The organism is Oceanobacillus sp. FSL W8-0428 (genome assembly GCF_038004405.1).
GTDB lineage: Bacteria > Bacillota > Bacilli > Bacillales > Amphibacillaceae > Oceanobacillus > Oceanobacillus sojae.
The window spans coordinates 1,059,259-1,074,775 of sequence record NZ_JBBORB010000001.1 but is presented as its reverse complement, the minus strand read 5'-3'; the positions used below and the strand labels follow the sequence as shown (position 1 = coordinate 1,074,775).

The 15,517-nt window shown below is 37.4% G+C and carries 15 protein-coding genes; all 15 read left to right on the top strand.

The features are described 5' to 3' along the window. Window position 1 precedes the first annotated feature (1 nt). The 15 genes from MKY30_RS04765 (at window position 2) to MKY30_RS04695 (ending at window position 15,387) form a co-directional block, all read left to right on the top strand. The gene (locus tag MKY30_RS04765) at window positions 2-583 is read left to right on the top strand and encodes a DUF4352 domain-containing protein (protein WP_147211316.1); all 582 of its coding nucleotides are present in this window, start codon (window positions 2-4) and stop codon (window positions 581-583) included. A 519-nt stretch (window positions 584-1,102) separates the two neighbouring features. Then, a complete protein-coding gene (locus MKY30_RS04760) occupies window positions 1,103-1,696 on the top strand; it encodes a TadE/TadG family type IV pilus assembly protein (protein WP_147211315.1) in 594 nt (197 codons plus the stop codon). Window positions 1,697-1,716: 20 nt separating this feature from the next. Beyond that, complete coding sequence (locus MKY30_RS04755; protein WP_339283623.1) at window positions 1,717-2,235, top strand: A24 family peptidase; 519 nt, start codon at window positions 1,717-1,719, stop codon at window positions 2,233-2,235. A 37-nt stretch (window positions 2,236-2,272) separates the two neighbouring features. Then, complete coding sequence (locus MKY30_RS04750; protein ID WP_341082927.1) at window positions 2,273-3,706, top strand: DUF6382 domain-containing protein; 1,434 nt, start codon at window positions 2,273-2,275, stop codon at window positions 3,704-3,706. Beyond that, entirely contained in the window at window positions 3,703-4,563 is an 861-nt protein-coding gene (locus MKY30_RS04745; protein WP_077602595.1) for a PP2C family protein-serine/threonine phosphatase, read from the top strand. Before MKY30_RS04750 ends, MKY30_RS04745 begins: the two co-directional genes overlap by 4 nt. Before the next feature lie 2 nt (window positions 4,564-4,565). After that, window positions 4,566-5,378, top strand: coding sequence for a serine/threonine protein kinase (locus tag MKY30_RS04740; protein ID WP_077602594.1), 813 nt, complete (start codon window positions 4,566-4,568; stop codon window positions 5,376-5,378). 21 nt (window positions 5,379-5,399) lie between these two features. Next, complete coding sequence (locus MKY30_RS04735; RefSeq protein ID WP_175637117.1) at window positions 5,400-6,749, top strand: type VII secretion protein EssB/YukC; 1,350 nt, start codon at window positions 5,400-5,402, stop codon at window positions 6,747-6,749. Window positions 6,750-7,001: 252 nt separating this feature from the next. Continuing rightward, entirely contained in the window at window positions 7,002-8,105 is a 1,104-nt protein-coding gene (locus MKY30_RS04730; protein WP_341082926.1) for an amidohydrolase/deacetylase family metallohydrolase, read from the top strand. Next, on the top strand, window positions 8,083-9,189 hold the full coding sequence (locus MKY30_RS04725) for a DgaE family pyridoxal phosphate-dependent ammonia lyase (protein WP_147211308.1): 1,107 nt from the start codon (window positions 8,083-8,085) through the stop codon (window positions 9,187-9,189). The genes MKY30_RS04730 and MKY30_RS04725 overlap by 23 nt, the downstream gene beginning before the upstream one ends. Next, the gene (gene dagF / locus MKY30_RS04720; protein WP_445667709.1) at window positions 9,189-9,941 is read left to right on the top strand and encodes a 2-dehydro-3-deoxy-phosphogluconate aldolase; all 753 of its coding nucleotides are present in this window, start codon (window positions 9,189-9,191) and stop codon (window positions 9,939-9,941) included. The genes MKY30_RS04725 and dagF overlap by 1 nt, the downstream gene beginning before the upstream one ends. Continuing rightward, window positions 9,934-10,947 (top strand): sugar kinase, encoded by a 1,014-nt coding sequence (locus tag MKY30_RS04715; protein ID WP_341082924.1) that lies wholly within the window; start codon window positions 9,934-9,936, stop codon window positions 10,945-10,947. Before dagF ends, MKY30_RS04715 begins: the two co-directional genes overlap by 8 nt. Window positions 10,948-11,241: 294 nt before the next feature. Continuing rightward, window positions 11,242-11,751 carry a DinB family protein gene (locus MKY30_RS04710; protein WP_246145181.1) on the top strand — a complete coding sequence of 170 codons (510 nt, stop codon included), beginning with the start codon at window positions 11,242-11,244 and terminating at the stop codon, window positions 11,749-11,751. Further along, window positions 11,751-12,749 (top strand): asparaginase, encoded by a 999-nt coding sequence (locus MKY30_RS04705; protein WP_341082923.1) that lies wholly within the window; start codon window positions 11,751-11,753, stop codon window positions 12,747-12,749. Before MKY30_RS04710 ends, MKY30_RS04705 begins: the two co-directional genes overlap by 1 nt. A 64-nt stretch (window positions 12,750-12,813) precedes the next feature. Beyond that, the gene (locus MKY30_RS04700; protein WP_341082922.1) at window positions 12,814-13,500 is read left to right on the top strand and encodes a copper homeostasis protein CutC; all 687 of its coding nucleotides are present in this window, start codon (window positions 12,814-12,816) and stop codon (window positions 13,498-13,500) included. Between the two features lie 213 nt (window positions 13,501-13,713). Then, a complete protein-coding gene (locus tag MKY30_RS04695; protein WP_341082921.1) occupies window positions 13,714-15,387 on the top strand; it encodes a PrpR N-terminal domain-containing protein in 1,674 nt (557 codons plus the stop codon). Window positions 15,388-15,517 lie beyond the last annotated feature (130 nt).

The following is a 15,517-nucleotide window of genomic DNA, read 5'->3' as shown; positions in this document are numbered from 1 at the left end:
AATGAAGAAAATATTTATTTTATTATTTGCCATCTTGTTATTAGCGGCTTGTAGTGATGAGGGAGAAGCAACGGAAAATACTGGGGAAGAAAATACAGATAACACAACAGAAAATGAAACTGACGCAGATACTTCTGAAGAAGCGGAGCAGAAAAAAGTCTATCAAATCGGGGAAACAGCAGTAATTACAAGTGATTTATATGAATTTGATTATGAAGTAACGGTAAACGATTTTCAGTTAACGAAAGAGGTTGATGGCAGTACGATTGATGATTATCTTTCGGGAGCTCGTGAGGAAGATGTATTTGCTGTTGTGGATATTACAATTAAAAATATTAGTGATGAGAGCTATGTTCCTAACCAAATGTTTTCTGCCAATTTTTCAGGTATTGATGAAGATGGTGGGCACACATCCTATGATGAATTCTTCCCTGAAGGAGATGAAGAGTTAGCTCCAGGTGATGAAGTGGAAGGACATCTGGTTTATACAACAACAACAGATTATGCTGATGCATTTTTATTGAAATATGAGTTTACATCAGATACAGAAACACATTTTGAATTACCAAACCCAGAAAAATAAATGATAAATCAGGTGAGGAGAAATTACTTCTCCTCACAAATAATCTCCATTATATTCAGGTTTGCATAATCATTTTGTTTCAAAAATAGGATTTGCTTGGATTCAAGAAAACATTCATAATATTAGATGCTTGCTTTTTATTACTTGCCGAATAGGAGAGAGTGAGACAAAATCAGAGGGTCACAGCGAACCACAAATGTTTATAGAAGATTTAGATTAGACAAAGGTTAAGGAAGCAATTATAGAAGAAGCACTGAACATGAATTTCGTAAAAGGAACGTATCAAGCAAATTATATCGTTAATATAGAGGTCTGTGAAGCATTACATATAGACTAGGAAAGCAATAGTTTTACAGGGGGATTTATTACATTTTTTGAAACAAGTGATGGAAATCACAAGGAGCATTTTTTAATCAATGATTAACATGAAATAGAAGAAATAGTTAATTATGAGAGGATTCCCAATCAATGTATGAACATTAACTAAGGCAAGCCCCAAAAGATGAAGTGGAGGGAGTTATGTTGAGATTTCTAAAAAAGGATAATGGAAGCATTACAGTGGAAGCAGCATTAATCATCCCTCTTTTGCTAACTTTTATACTATTTCTGACTTCATTAGTGAAAATATCGATCGCTGAGATGGCCTTACAAGAAGCTGTGAATGAGACAGCACAGTCGGTAGCACATTATTCTTATCTAGCGATGCTGGCACAAAATCAGATTCAGAGTCAGACAGATGGATTTGTTGATTCATTGACAGATAATGCTGCTGGTAAGCTTGGAAATGATGAAGTAGCTGAATATATTTTAAACAAATTAGGTGAAGTGGGAAAAGATGTAATTCCTACATCTGGAGAAGCACTTAACCATTTCTCTGATAGTGTATATCAAGATATTGTAAAAGGAATGTATCAAGAAAATGTGCCCTCTTCAAGCTTTTTCAGCCCTGAGAATATCCGTGTAACCAATTCTTCCTTCCCGCATGGTACAAGCGGGGATGCCGCAGATGTCAAGATTGAGGCAGAGAATACGATGCAAATGGTACTCCCCTTCTTTGAGAAAGAGATTAAAATTAAAAAAGTGGCAGTGGAGCGTGGCTGGGTTGGAAATTAGGAAGGAAGGTGATCTGAACATTGCAGGGAAATTTTATTCTATTAATTATCTTTCTGTCTGTTGTAGCTTATTTCGATATCAGTAAACAGCGGATTCCCAATTGGCTTAATGTAACAGGGGTTCTGGCGGGCATTTTATATCACTTGTTTGTACATCAAATCGATGGTTTATTGCAGTCTGTGTTTGGAGTATTAGCTGGCGGCGGAATTATGCTTGTATTATATATATTTAAAGCAATCGGCGCGGGAGATGTAAAATTGTTTGCAGCGATTGGTGCGATTACAGGAGTGTTATTTACTTTATATGCGACGATGTATTCCATTGTTTTTGCCGGTATTATTGGGATTATTATTTTATTGTTTACCAAAACGATCTTTATTAACATGTTGTTGGCTTTTATACATATCAAAGAGAGTATCCAGAAGCGGTCACTAACGCCACTAGAAGCTTTTAAAAAAAATGTGTCTAATCGTTTTCCATTTATATATGCAGTTGTACCTGGCGTAATTACTGCATTTTATTATATGTATATCTCTTAAAGAATAGAAACAGCATCAAACAAAGGAGGAATAGCTCGTGTCTAATCCATTGGAGCTATACCATATAGACCAAATAACATCAAATGGCGGTTATATGAAACTTAAGCAAACAAGCGAAAAAGGTTTCACCGCGGATGATTTTCAAGAATTGCAATTAAAAATGATTCAATCTAATGATATCCCAAGATTATTACCAATAAGCTTGGAAGAAATGAATGAAGAAATCACTGTATTTTATAAGACGGAGGGATTGCGCAAATTACGTCCTTTTGCTAAGGAACGTCCTCTCTCGATGCAAAACTATTATGCGTTGTTTATTAATATTATTCAAGCGTTACAAGATTCAAATAATAATATGTTAAGTGAAGACCATTTTGTCCTTGATGAGGAGTACATCTATATTGGCGACGGATATCATCAGGTTTATTTAATGTATGTCCCATTAAAAGAGGGAGTAACCAATTCAACTCTTTACGAGAGCCTGAAGAAATTATTATTAAATATGGCGAGTGAAGTTAAAGGCCTGAATGGTGTGCAATTCAAAACGATTCTAAACTATATCAAAGATCCGGGTTTTAGCTTGCATGGTATTAAGCAGTTGTTGAGCCAACTGCAAAAACAGGGGTACCAAGGAGAGGGGGAAGAGGAAGACTATCAAAGAGAAGTTTCCCAGCCTAAAGAAATTATAAAGATAAAAAAGGTACGAAAAATGCCGCCTCTTGCCAGCAAGATAAAAACGTACTCTATTTTGATTGGTGTTCTATTGTTGGCAGGAGTATGGCGATTATATATGGATGCAGGTAATACCGCTATGCTGGTTGTCTCTATAGCCTTGTCCCTCGTCATTATGGCCGGAGTGTATGTGTATTGGTTTGTTTGGAGACCAGGCGTCAAACCGATTATTACAGAAAAAGAGGTCAAAGTAAAAAGTAAGCCAACAAAACAGGCGTCTTTCCGCAAAAATGATAAAGAAACAAATGTAGAAGAGCAACGAGTAGTGGAAGAAATATCAGCTACGGTAATCACAAATAACCAGCAGGTGCAGAATCAGGAGGTTACAGAGTTTGAACCGATAGCTTCCTCAGGTGATGACAGGCGCGAAGAAACAAATGACCAAACAATGTTATTAGATGAAACCGAAATGATTCCAGAGCAAAGCAAGAAGAAAATCAGAAACTATTTAGTGATTAATCGTGATGAGGCAGAGGAAGAAATTCAACTGGAGAAGGATAACTTTATTATCGGACGTGCAGAAAAAGGAACCGACTTTATCGAAAAGGCTGTAGGTATTTCCCGCTTACATGTAGAGCTGGTCAAATTATCGGATACATACGGCATTAAAGATTTGGGAGCCAAAAATGGAACTTATATTAATAACGAAAAGATCATTCCTTATAAAATTTATGAGCTATCAAGTGATGATACCATCCAAATTGGAAAAACAGTCTACACTTATAAGGTGTCCGAATGAATAACACAAAGCTGAGCAATGTCATACAGATGGAGAAATTCAGTTTAACGCCTTCCCTGGAGAAATCGAATCAAGATGCATTTGGTTACTCCAGCGATAGGCTGTCGTCCGAACAGGAAGTGCATCTGGCAGTGATTGCAGATGGGATGGGAGGTCACTCTTTAGGTGATGCTGCCAGTCGTTTTGCTGTTGACTATGTATTGCAATGGTGGCGCAGCACCATTTGGATGAATGAAGAACCTGCATCCTTTCTATCGACTTGCAAAGAGCAATTAATTACCCTTTTCCATGAGATTAATGATCGCTTGATTGAGATTAGTAAATTAGAACAGACAGAAATTGGTACTACCTTAAGTGTTCTTTTGTTTATCGAGAATCAATACTTTATCTGCCATGTTGGTGATAGTCGGATATATCGTTATCGGGAGAATATCAACGAGCTGGAAGAGTCAAATGGTGACACGATTGATTTGAATAAAGAGAAGGTATTTCTCCAGTTAACGGTTGATCATTCCTTTGCTTCGATGCAAGTGGAGGAAGGTTTGATGACAGTGGAAGAGGCCGAATCTCATGATAAAGCCCACTATTTAACACAATGTATGGGAGTGAAAGGTAAAGTGGAACCATATACAGCTTCCGGTACTTTTACCGTTTCAGATTCTTTTTTGTTGTGTACGGATGGATTTCATACTTTATTTACAAATAATGAGTTAAATAAGGAGTGGACAGCACAGATAGAGAAAAAGCAGTCGCTGGAGGCGATTATTTCTCACTTTTATGCATTAACAAAAGCAAAGAAACGTACTGATGATGCATCAGTTCTAGCGGTTAATTTTAGCCAAAGAGTTGAGGAATAGCTATGTGGAAGAAGCATGAGATGATTCAGCATAAATATGAAATTATCGATTATGTAGCAGAAGGCGGCACATCTCTTTTATATGAGGTGAAATTGAGTCATGGAGAACATGCCCTGCTGAAGGTGGTAAAGAGCCCGGACACTTTGTTGAACAATCAAGTAGATAATGAGGCAGCTATCCTTGCTTCAGTAAATCATGACCGAATCCCGAAACTATATGATAAATTGACAATAAATCAATATTATAATGCTATCGTAATAGAGAAATTAACGGCCACTGACCTTTCTGACCTAATGGAGAAAGGAAAGGAATTTACTTGGGAGGAAATACTGGGTATTGCAAAACAATTGGCTGACATTATCCGGGTCTTTCATCAGAATAAGCCGACAATCGTGATTAGAGATATTAAACCATCTAACATATTGCTTGCTGAGAATCAGAAGGTATATCTGGTTGATTTTGGTATATCCGCCACTGTCGAACAGGCAGGACAGGTGAATGCATTAGGTACAATTGGTTATGCCGCTCCAGAGCAATTCGAGAATGGTGTAGTGGATCTCCGCTCGGATTTATTCTCATTAGGTGCGGTCTTATTTTATTTAGCGAGTAATGGCGGGAATATTTATGCGAGTGACCATGAAATTATTCTTCGTAAGCGGCTTCCCAGGGCTTTTGCCAATATAGTAATAAAACTGACATCGACAAATCCGGATAAACGCTTTACCAATATTGAGAAGGTAATCTCTGCATTTGCCAAAGTTAACAGACCCTGCCGGGAGCGAATAAAAAAGTTCATTCATTCCCGTAACAGATAATATGTCATGGAGGTGAGCAAGATGAAGGAACAGAAATACGGCTCTATCAAAGAAATAGCTGATGAAGTTATTTATGAAATTCCGAAAAGCCAAACGAATATAATAGATGCAGAACAATTGGAAGAGCTGAATAGACAGGATGACCTTTTCTTCGATTTCAAGCGGTATTCACTTGAAGGTGATGTTGTTCGCATTTATTACCAGAAGTCACAAGGGTTTATGCCCTTATCCAGCTTTAAGGCAAAAAATAATGATTTGAAAGCTAAAGTAGCATTGAATATATTAGCTGTAGAAAAATTAGTTGGCACACAATATACGACACTTATTCATCCAGATAATATCTATGTCAACGAACAAGGAGACATAAAATTTGCACAACGTGGTATTCGTTTTGTTTTATCAACTGACGAGTTTACGAGACAACAAGTGGTATATGAAGTAAAGCCGATAATAATCGGAATTTTTAGCGCAGCAGCCGTAAATAGTAGTAACATTGATGAATTAGCACAGGAACAGCCAGTTATCAGAGAAATACAGAAAGCTGTTACGATAGAAGAGTTAAGAAATGTGATTAGTCAGTTTGCAACAGCGACAAATACTATCAAAACTGATGGCATACTAAAGAAAAATTTTCAAAAATATAATAAGTCCAAAATAGCTGTGCCAGCCGGATTAGTGATTGGGATAGTTTTAGGGATGCTTCTGCTTTATGTAGTTAAAGTTGTACCGATGACAGAAGCTTTTACTGCAGAAGCGGATCAACAAAAAGAACTCACGGAAGTAAAAGAAGCATTAGAAGCGGAGATTGTGGAAAATGATAAAATAATCGAGAGTTATTATTTGGCAGTAACGGGGCAGGTCGAAGAAGCTATTGCCAGCTTTGAAAGTATAGAGAAGTTAGATGAAGAGGCACAACATACCTTAATAGAGCAATATATCAAATTAGGAACGGTCGACAGCTTAAACAAGGCTAGTAAATCGGATCCTTCCTATAACGTTAAGGTGGTTAATGAATTGAGATCAATAGATGGAGAGGAAGCACAACAAGCTATTCTCGATATTGAATCTGAGGCCCCGGAGGTAACGATTGAACAGGCGTGGATTAACGAAGATTTTGAGCGTGTTATAGATATTTATGGTGATATTTCTGATAATGATCGTGCCAAATATCTCGCCGGAAGAAGTTATCTGGAGCTTGATAATCACAAAGAAGCTCTGAAGCTTGGAGAAGAGCTTAATAATAAGGATATGCAAATTAACAGTTTGGAGCTAAAAAAAGAAGAGGTCAAATCTAAAGATATGAAGAAGGAGAAAAAAGAGGATGAAATTAAGAAAATAGATAAACAGATTAAAGAAATTAAGGAGAGTTAATTGACTGTATCATTAGATACAGTTTTTTTGTGAATCCATCTATATAAGTTCAACTTATTTATATATATCAATTTATATAGTTTATTGTTCTATTAATCATAAACATTATAACGTTATTTTGACTGTGTGAAAAATTAATGTTAATCTATTTCGTATAGGGTTAAAAAAAGTATGAGCGTGAAGGAGCTTTTATACTGTTATATTTAAAAATATTACTTTATTGACTAGAGCCGATCAAAAAGGATGATGGGAATGGCAGACAATGTAGTTTTGCAGAATATAAAAATGCTGGATGGCACTTCTGTAGATATTGTTGTGGAAGATAAAAAAATTATAAATATTGCCTCACCAGGAACAGCAATTGGTGAGAGAGTAATTGATTATCAAAATAAAGCGTATGTTTCCAGCGGCTGGATTGATATGCATGTGCATGCCTTTCCAGAGTTCGATCCATATGGAGATGATATCGATGAGATTGGCTATAAAACAGGAGTAACGACGATAGTTGATGCGGGAAGTACGGGAGCTGACCGGATTCATGATTTGGTAGACAATTCCCGGAAGTCTAAGACAAATGTATTTGCTTTCCTGAATATCTCACGAATTGGCTTAAAGAGAGTGGATGAATTATCGGATTTGTCTTTGTTGAATAAAGAGGAAGTAAAGCGTGCTGTCAGGGAGAATAGAGACTTTATCGTTGGTTTAAAAGCAAGAATCAGCAATAGTGTAGTAGGAGCGAACGATATAGAGCCTTTAAAAATGGCGCGTGAGTTTTCCAGAGAGACGGGATTACCGTTAATGGTTCATATTGGATCAGGACCTCCAGATATTAATGATGTATTGGATTTATTGGAGAAAAATGATGTGATTACACATTTTTTGAACGGAAAGGCGAATAATTTATTTGATAATCAGGGAAAGCCGCTTTCTAAGTTTTTAAAAGCAATGGAGCGCGGTATACATTTGGATGTTGGTCATGGTAATGCAAGCTTTTCTTTTAAAACGGCTGAGCAGGCCAAGAAACACGGTATCCATTTTAATACCATCAGCACAGATATTTACCGGAAAAATCGGCTGCATGGACCGGTGTATAATATGGCAAATGTTTTAAATAAATTTTTATGTTTAGGTTATTCCCTGAAGGAAGTTATTTCTGCTGTAACAGCTGACGCTGCTGCGTGGTTAAATAAACCAGAGCTTGGACGAATTGCGAAAGGAGATATTGCAAATCTTACCCTATTTTCTGTGGAAGATGAGACAATAGATTTAATTGACTCAGACGGCGAGAAGCGGAAGGCTGATCAGAGAATTGAAGTAAAAGGAGTGGTTGTTAATGGCGAATACAATGAATGCTAAGTATGGGTTGAAGCGGGTTATTAATGCCAGTGGAAGAATGAGTATTTTAGGGGTTTCCGCTCCAACAAATACCGTTATGGAAGCGATGAAATACGGCGGACAGAATTATGTGGAAATCTCAGATCTGGTAGATAAAGCAGGAGAACATATTGCCGGACTGCTTCAATCAGAAGCTGCTGTAGTCGTCAATTCTGCTTCGAGTGGTATCGCACTTTCTGTTGCAGCGGTTGTAACAGGAGGAAACCGGAGAAAAAGTGAAAAACTGCATCAGGAAGGCATCTCCAAAAATGAGATTGTGATGCTGAAAGGCCATAATGTGCAATATGGCGCTCCAGTAGAAACAATGGTTGCTCTTGGCGGAGGAAAGCTTGTGGAAACAGGCTATGCCAATGAAGGAAGAAAAGAGCATATAGCAGATGCTATTAATGAAAATACCGCAGCAATTTTATTTGTAAAATCCCATCACGCTGTCCAAAAAAATATGATTTCTGTGGAAGAGGCCTGGGAAGTCGCGCAGGCAAAAAATGTTCCGTTAATTGTTGATGCAGCGGCGGAAGAGGATTTGAAAAAATATGTAAGGGTTTCCGATTTAGTCATCTATAGTGGAGCGAAGGCCATTGAAGGGCCAACATCTGGAATAGTAGCTGGAAAGAAAGATTATGTGGAGTGGGTAAAAACACAGCTGCACTATATTGGAAGAAGCATGAAGGTAGGAAAGGAAAATACATTTGGCCTGCTGCAGGCATTGGATGAGTATTTTGTGAAAACAGATCATAGTGAAGCTGAAAAGAGAAGCTTAGAAGTGTTGGAATCACTAAATGTATTCCAAGGAGTAACTGTAACCGTTGTGCAGGATGAAGCAGGGCGTGCTATTTTCAGAGCCCGGATTCAAATTGATTCTGAAGCAGCAGGGATAACTGCCAAAGAGGTAAATGACAAACTCCGCAATGGTGAAATAGCAATTTATACACGTGATTACGGAATCCGCCAGGGTTTCTTTGATATTGATCCTCGCCCATTACAGGGTGACGACATTCATATTATTGAATCAGAATTAAAATCCATTTTAGGAGGAAATAGATAATGAATATGGATCAGCGTTTTTATAAAAATAGAATCGCGTTAAATGTGTTAGCCAATAGTATTGAAAATGCAAAGGAAGTTTTTGATGCAGCGGAGGGTCATGTACTGGTAGGTGTACTTTCCAAGGACTACCCGACGGTTGATACAGCTGTCACAGCTATGAAGGAATATGGAGGGGCAATTGAAGAAGCTGTTTCCATAGGGTTAGGTGCAGGTGATAACAGACAGGCAGCAGTTGTTGCAGAAATCGCAAAGTATTATCCTGGATCTCATATTAATCAGGTTTTTCCTGCTGTGGGAGCAACACGGGCTAATCTGAGAGAAACAGATAGCTGGATTAACGCACTTGTATCGCCTGCCGGTAAAGTGGGATATGTTAATATTTCTACTGGTCCAATTAGCGCAGAAGCGGGTGAGATGGCTATTGTTCCCGTTAAGGCTGCCATTGCACTTGTTCGTGATATGGGAGGAAACGCATTGAAATATTTTCCGATGAAAGGGTTACAAACAGAAAAAGAATTTCGTGCAGTTGCCAAAGCCTGTGGGGAGGAAGGCTTTGCATTAGAACCAACAGGCGGTATTGATTTGGACAATTTCGCGACTATCTTAGAAATAGCATTAGAAGCAAAAGTGCCAAAAGTGATTCCTCATGTGTATTCTTCGATTATTAACAAGCAGACTGGAAAAACCAATGAGGAAGATGTTAAAAAGCTTCTCACTATCAGTAAAGATCTGGTTGATAAATATGCCTAAGAATATTGTTGCGTTTGGAGAAGTAATGATGCGATTGCAGGTGCCTGGATATGAATTACTCACTCAGGCAAGCAATTTACAGTATTCCTTTTCGGGGACAGGGGTAAATGTTGCTTCGGCCATGACAAAACTTGGGCACAACGGTTATCTGATTACAAAATTGCCGGACAATCCGCTGGGGGATGCAGCAATGTCCTTCCTGCAGCGCTTGGGGATAGAACGCAATTTTATTGTAAGGAACGGTAAATATATCGGGATGTATTTTTTAGAAAATGGTTTTGGGCAGCGTTCAAGCCGGGTCACATATACAAATCGCTTAGAAAGTACATTTAATACGGCCGATATTTCCGATTATGATCTGGCATCGATTGCAGCAACAACGGATGTTATTCATTTTTGCGGAATCAGCCTTGCAATGACAGATAAAGTTCGTGCAAATATGAAAGCCATTGCTGAAAAGGTAAAAGAGAACGGTGGAATAGTCTGCTTTGATTGTAATTACCGCCCTTCTTTATGGGATGGAGACTACGAGAAAGCAAAGCCGCATTATGAGGATATGTTTTCATTGGCTGATATCGTAATGATGAATGAAAAAGATGCCATGTATATATTGGGGATGGAAACAGAGAAGCTGGAAAGAAAAGAACAGCTTCAGGAGTTAATCCCTCAGGTTGCTGAGAAGTACAACATTCAAACGATTGCGGGTACACATCGAAATATTAATGAGGGTAACGCGCATTCTTTAGAAGGCTATATGTATAAAAAAGATAGCTTTGTATTTTCCAAAAGGATTACCTTTTCTGTATATGATCGTATTGGTGCGGGTGATGCGTATACAAGCGGAATTCTGCATGGTGAATTATCAGGTTATGAACCCGATAAAACTGTTGAATTTGCAGCTGCAGCAGGTATGCTGGCGTGTACGGTTTCAGGGGATACGCCAATGTCAACGGAGGCGGAGATTTTAGCTGCTGTTTCAGGAGCTAAGGAGGATGTAAAGCGTTAATTGTAGAGGCCAGATGTTAAAATAAGCCCTGCTATGTTTCTGGATTAAATAGATATTGAATAATCTTATATCAAACAACGAAAAATGTCAGAAGGTTTCCTGTATCAGGTGAGTTACGATGCAGAAAACCTTCTTTTTTTATAGATTTATTTAGTAAACATTAAACAGAAAAAGAAGCTTCCCGCTCCGTCTCTGTGATAGAGTAGAAGAAACAGTTTTCTGAACAAAAATAATTCTGGCCAGGTGATCATAATGTACAAAGGTCTTTCCCCTCTTTTTGAAGAAATCCAGATAATGAGAGATAAATATTTTAATACAGCTATTTTCAAATCAGCGATTCATACAAGATCAGTACCTGATAAATGGAGTGTTGCAGAGTCAATCTACCACTGTTATTTATTATTGAAGCTTACCCGAATTACGTCAGCCTGTTATTTGCCTATAGCTTGTTTTTATATGCAGCTTCGCCGGCCCGAAATAAAACGGTATATAGATAATATGGAGAATATATATCGTGGAAAGACAATGAAAGCTCCCTTTATTTTAAAACCGAAGATGAAGCGGGAATATACGCTTGAGGAGCTAAGGGATTTACTGGAGGAGGAGACAGAAAAGATGAAATTCTGTGTAGAGCCTCTTACGAAAGAACAATGCTACTGGATAAGGTATCCGGACCCTGTACCTAAATATCCGAATGTTGTACAGGTGGTGAAACTTTTAAGGATTCATGAGGAGCACCATTATACGGTAGTGACAGAAAGGGAGCGTCAGTATAGAGAGAAGAATAAGGAGGAGTCTTTTTAATGAGTAAAAGTACGATTATTGCAGAAGAATACCGTGGCGGAGGTTTAGAAAATGAGCATAATGGAATAATATGCGTGCTAAATGAACAGAAAGAAGTGATTTATTCAAAGGGAGATGTGGAGCATACACCTGTCTTTTACCGATCTGCCATGAAGCCGATCCAGGCAATACCTGTATTTGACACAGGTATTGAAAGAAAATATAACCTTGCGACTGATGAAATGGCATTGTTTTGCGCCTCTCAGCGAGGAGAAAGCTATCATCAGAAAAGTTTGAAATCTTTAATAGAAAAATTAGATTTAAGTGAAGAATCACTTATATGCAATGAGAGTTATCCTTTAAATGAATCTCCAAAAATTGATTATATTTGTAAAGGGCATGAAAAACGGAAACTGCTGCATAATTGTGCGGGTAAACATCTTGGATTCCTGGCTTGTTCAAGAGAACTGGGATATAGCATCGCAGACTATGGAGAGTTTAATCACCCAATTCAAGAACGAATCAGAGAGGAAATAGAGGTTTTAAATGAATACCCCAAAGAAAAAATGAATGCAGGAAAAGATGGCTGTGGAGTGCCGGTGTACGGCATTCCATTAAGAAACATGGCTCTATCTTATCTTAAGTTTGTGAAGCCGGAAATGATTAATGATAAGAAAAAAGAGAAGGTACTGAAGAGAATTTCTGATACAATGCAGGCTTATCCAGAGATTATTGCCTCTCATGATTTTATATGTACGGTATTGCTGGAGGATGAGAATATTATTGCAAAGGGCGGAGCGCAGGGAGTATATTGTCTTGCTCTGAAAGAAGAAAAAATCAGTATTGCTTTAAAGGTTCAAAGTGGAACCGAATTGCTATGGCCATTAGTTGTTGCTGAAATTTTAAAGAAAATAAATTATAAAAATAAGCAAACAATTGATAATCTATATAAGCTGCGTTCTACAAAGATATTGAGTGATGCTGGGGAGGTAGTAGGAGAAACAAAAATTATCTTATAGGGTTAACGTGAAAGCAAAACAAAACTGCTTTATGAATTCGTTGTTCAACAGGAGGAACTTTGGAATGATTGAATGTATTGTACAAAATGCAAGAGATGCAAAGGATGCTGAAAAATTAGGAGTTACAAGATTAGAATTGGTTTCAGCAATCGAATTAGGCGGCTTAACGCCGACTTATGGAACCTTCAAAAGTGTCATTGACAGTGTTCAAATCCCCGTGCAGGTAATGATCAGACCTCATGATTATGGATATATATATAATCAGGATGATAAAGAGGTTATGAAGAAGGATATTTCTTTACTATCCGAAATGAGACATAATCGAATTGTTATTGGAGCGTTGAATGAAAATAAAACGATAGATACAGCTTTTCTGGATGATTTATTCAGGGAATTTCCTAAATTGAATGTTACTTTTCATCGTGCTTTTGATGAGGTTAGGGATCAAACAGAGGCCTATCAGACTTTAGCGGCTTATCGAAAAAATATTAAAAGAATCTTAACCTCTGGTGGTGAGGATAATTGTGCGGCAGGAGTGGATTCTCTGCGTATGCTAGTTCAATTACAGCATAAATTGCAAGGGCCGGGTATCTTGCCTGGAAGTGGATTGAATGTAGATAATATACAAACGTTACATAATACAATCCAAGCAGATGAATATCATTTTGGCAGCGGAGTCAGGAGGAAACAGTCTTTTGAAGAAAATATCGATAGAGACAAAGTAGACGGGATAAGAAATATTTTAGGATAAAAATGTATCTAAATTGTATAACCATTGGGCTTTAAAATACGGAAGAAATACCATTATCAAGCAGCGGTTTAAAAGGATTAAGATTACAGAGGAGTGAAAGTTTTTTGAGAGATACTTACTTCAAATAGTTATTAAAGCAATCTATACGACTACCTTTTTTCTGCGGAATATGATTCAATAATGACATGAATCGATTCATGAAGGGAGAAGATTATGTTACATTTTCATATTATTGCCCCTTATCAAGCAATGATTCCTATTATAGAAGAATGTCAGCAAATGTTTTCAAATATTAAAATTACCTATTCTGTTGGAGATTTACAGGAGGGTGTAAAGGTAGCAGCACAAAAAGAAAAGGAAGATGTCGATATATTTATCAGCCGTGGAGGGACGGCAAGAATATTAAAGGAGCACATGACGCTTCCTGTTGTAGACATTCACTTATCTGGTTATGACTTAACACGCTCTCTAACATTAGCTAGTCAAATTCATGAGAAAACAGCTGTGGTCGGCTTTTCTAATATTACAACAGGTGCCAGCTCTATTATTGAATTGTTGAACCTGCCATTAAAGGTTTTTACTGTTACCAGGTCAGAAGAAGTAGCTCCCTTATTACTACGTTTAAAGGAAGAGGGGTATTACCATATTCTTGGAGATGTCATTACAGTTAAGACCTCTGAAGCGATTGGATTAAGAGGGATGCTGCTGCAATCAGGGAAAGAGTCTATCATCCGGGCAATCGAAGAAGCTGCCTTTTTAGCAGAACAGCTGCAAAAACAAACACATTTTAAAAACCTATTTGAAGATATACTAGTTAAAGAGCATCGCAATATCATTGTATTTAACCAGTTTAATGAAATGGTATATAAGCATTTTGAAGATTTTACTGATAATCCTTTATCTCAGCAGGATTGGTATGTGTTGCATAGCTCGATTCAATCAGAAAACTATCAGTTAACGAAGTATTATCCATTTGGTGAGGAGCAGATACGGATTACAGGCTATCAGGGAAAAGAGCAATTTAAGCTGTACTTCTTAGAAAAATACTCTCTAAACAGGCTTCAAGAGCAGGGGATTAGACTGAAATCAGAACTTCAGAAGGAACCTGTTGCCAGTCAATCTGAACAAATAAAAAAACATATGAAAACGATGATTGCTTTATATAAAAAGAATAAACCAATTTTAATAACGGGAGAAAAGGGCACGGGAAAAAAGTTTTTAGCGACACAGGTTCATATAGATATCGCACCAAATGATTTAGTAATGGAAATTGACGCTGCTTTATGTAATACGAAAAAAGCGAATGATTTATTTTTCTTAAAACCAGAATGTTTGATTTTGTACAATGTGATTCCTAACCAGGAAACGCTGGGGTGGATAAGAGATATAAAAAATCTATGTGAACAGAATGATGTACAGCTGTTTATTACCTCGGAGCATAGCTGGTCGCATGAGACTGTTGAACAGGAAAAGCTCCATCAGATTCATCTTCCCAAGCTTGTTGAACGAATAGATGATTTACAAGAGCTGGTTATTTACTTTTTAGCTGACTACCATCAAAAATACGGGACTACTGCGATGAAAATTTCAGAGGAGGCTCTCACCTATTTAAAAGGATTATCCTATCAAAATCATGTAGACAGCCTTAGAGATTTAATTAAACAAGCTACGTTAAATGAAAAGGACTACATTCTTCATAAAAAAACACTCGAAGCCATATCAGAACAAAATCAATTACCTCAGATCTTTCCAATTAACGGAACTCTGAAAGAAATGGAAGCGGCAATTATTGCACAAGTTTTACGAGAAGAGGACAATAATCAAACGAAAGCGGCGAAACGATTAGGAATTAATCGTGCTACATTATGGAGAAAATTAAAAGAGTGAATACAAGAAGCCTATTAATGCCATCATATAAGGTATTGATAGGCTTTTTTTATCAAAAGAGGAATAGAAATTATTTTTGTTGCAATATTAAACAATTTTATTTAATTTAAATTTAAGTGTTGCATTATAA

Excerpts from the sequence above, each read along its gene's own strand:
- dagF (WP_445667709.1), top strand. The coding sequence starts at position 9,189 with ATGAATATGGATCAGCGTTTTTATAAAAATAGAATCGCGTTAAATGTG.
- MKY30_RS04695 (WP_341082921.1), top strand. The coding sequence starts at position 13,714 with ATGTTACATTTTCATATTATTGCCCCTTATCAAGCAATGATTCCTATT.
- MKY30_RS04730 (WP_341082926.1), top strand. The coding sequence starts at position 7,002 with ATGGCAGACAATGTAGTTTTGCAGAATATAAAAATGCTGGATGGCACT.
- MKY30_RS04745 (WP_077602595.1), top strand. The coding sequence starts at position 3,703 with ATGAATAACACAAAGCTGAGCAATGTCATACAGATGGAGAAATTCAGT.
- MKY30_RS04725 (WP_147211308.1), top strand. The coding sequence starts at position 8,083 with ATGGCGAATACAATGAATGCTAAGTATGGGTTGAAGCGGGTTATTAAT.
- MKY30_RS04740 (WP_077602594.1), top strand. The coding sequence starts at position 4,566 with ATGTGGAAGAAGCATGAGATGATTCAGCATAAATATGAAATTATCGAT.
- MKY30_RS04700 (WP_341082922.1), top strand. The coding sequence starts at position 12,814 with ATGATTGAATGTATTGTACAAAATGCAAGAGATGCAAAGGATGCTGAA.
- MKY30_RS04705 (WP_341082923.1), top strand. The coding sequence starts at position 11,751 with ATGAGTAAAAGTACGATTATTGCAGAAGAATACCGTGGCGGAGGTTTA.
- MKY30_RS04710 (WP_246145181.1), top strand. The coding sequence starts at position 11,242 with ATGAGAGATAAATATTTTAATACAGCTATTTTCAAATCAGCGATTCAT.
- MKY30_RS04715 (WP_341082924.1), top strand. The coding sequence starts at position 9,934 with ATGCCTAAGAATATTGTTGCGTTTGGAGAAGTAATGATGCGATTGCAG.
- MKY30_RS04760 (WP_147211315.1), top strand. The coding sequence starts at position 1,103 with ATGTTGAGATTTCTAAAAAAGGATAATGGAAGCATTACAGTGGAAGCA.
- MKY30_RS04735 (WP_175637117.1), top strand. The coding sequence starts at position 5,400 with ATGAAGGAACAGAAATACGGCTCTATCAAAGAAATAGCTGATGAAGTT.
- MKY30_RS04765 (WP_147211316.1), top strand. The coding sequence starts at position 2 with ATGAAGAAAATATTTATTTTATTATTTGCCATCTTGTTATTAGCGGCT.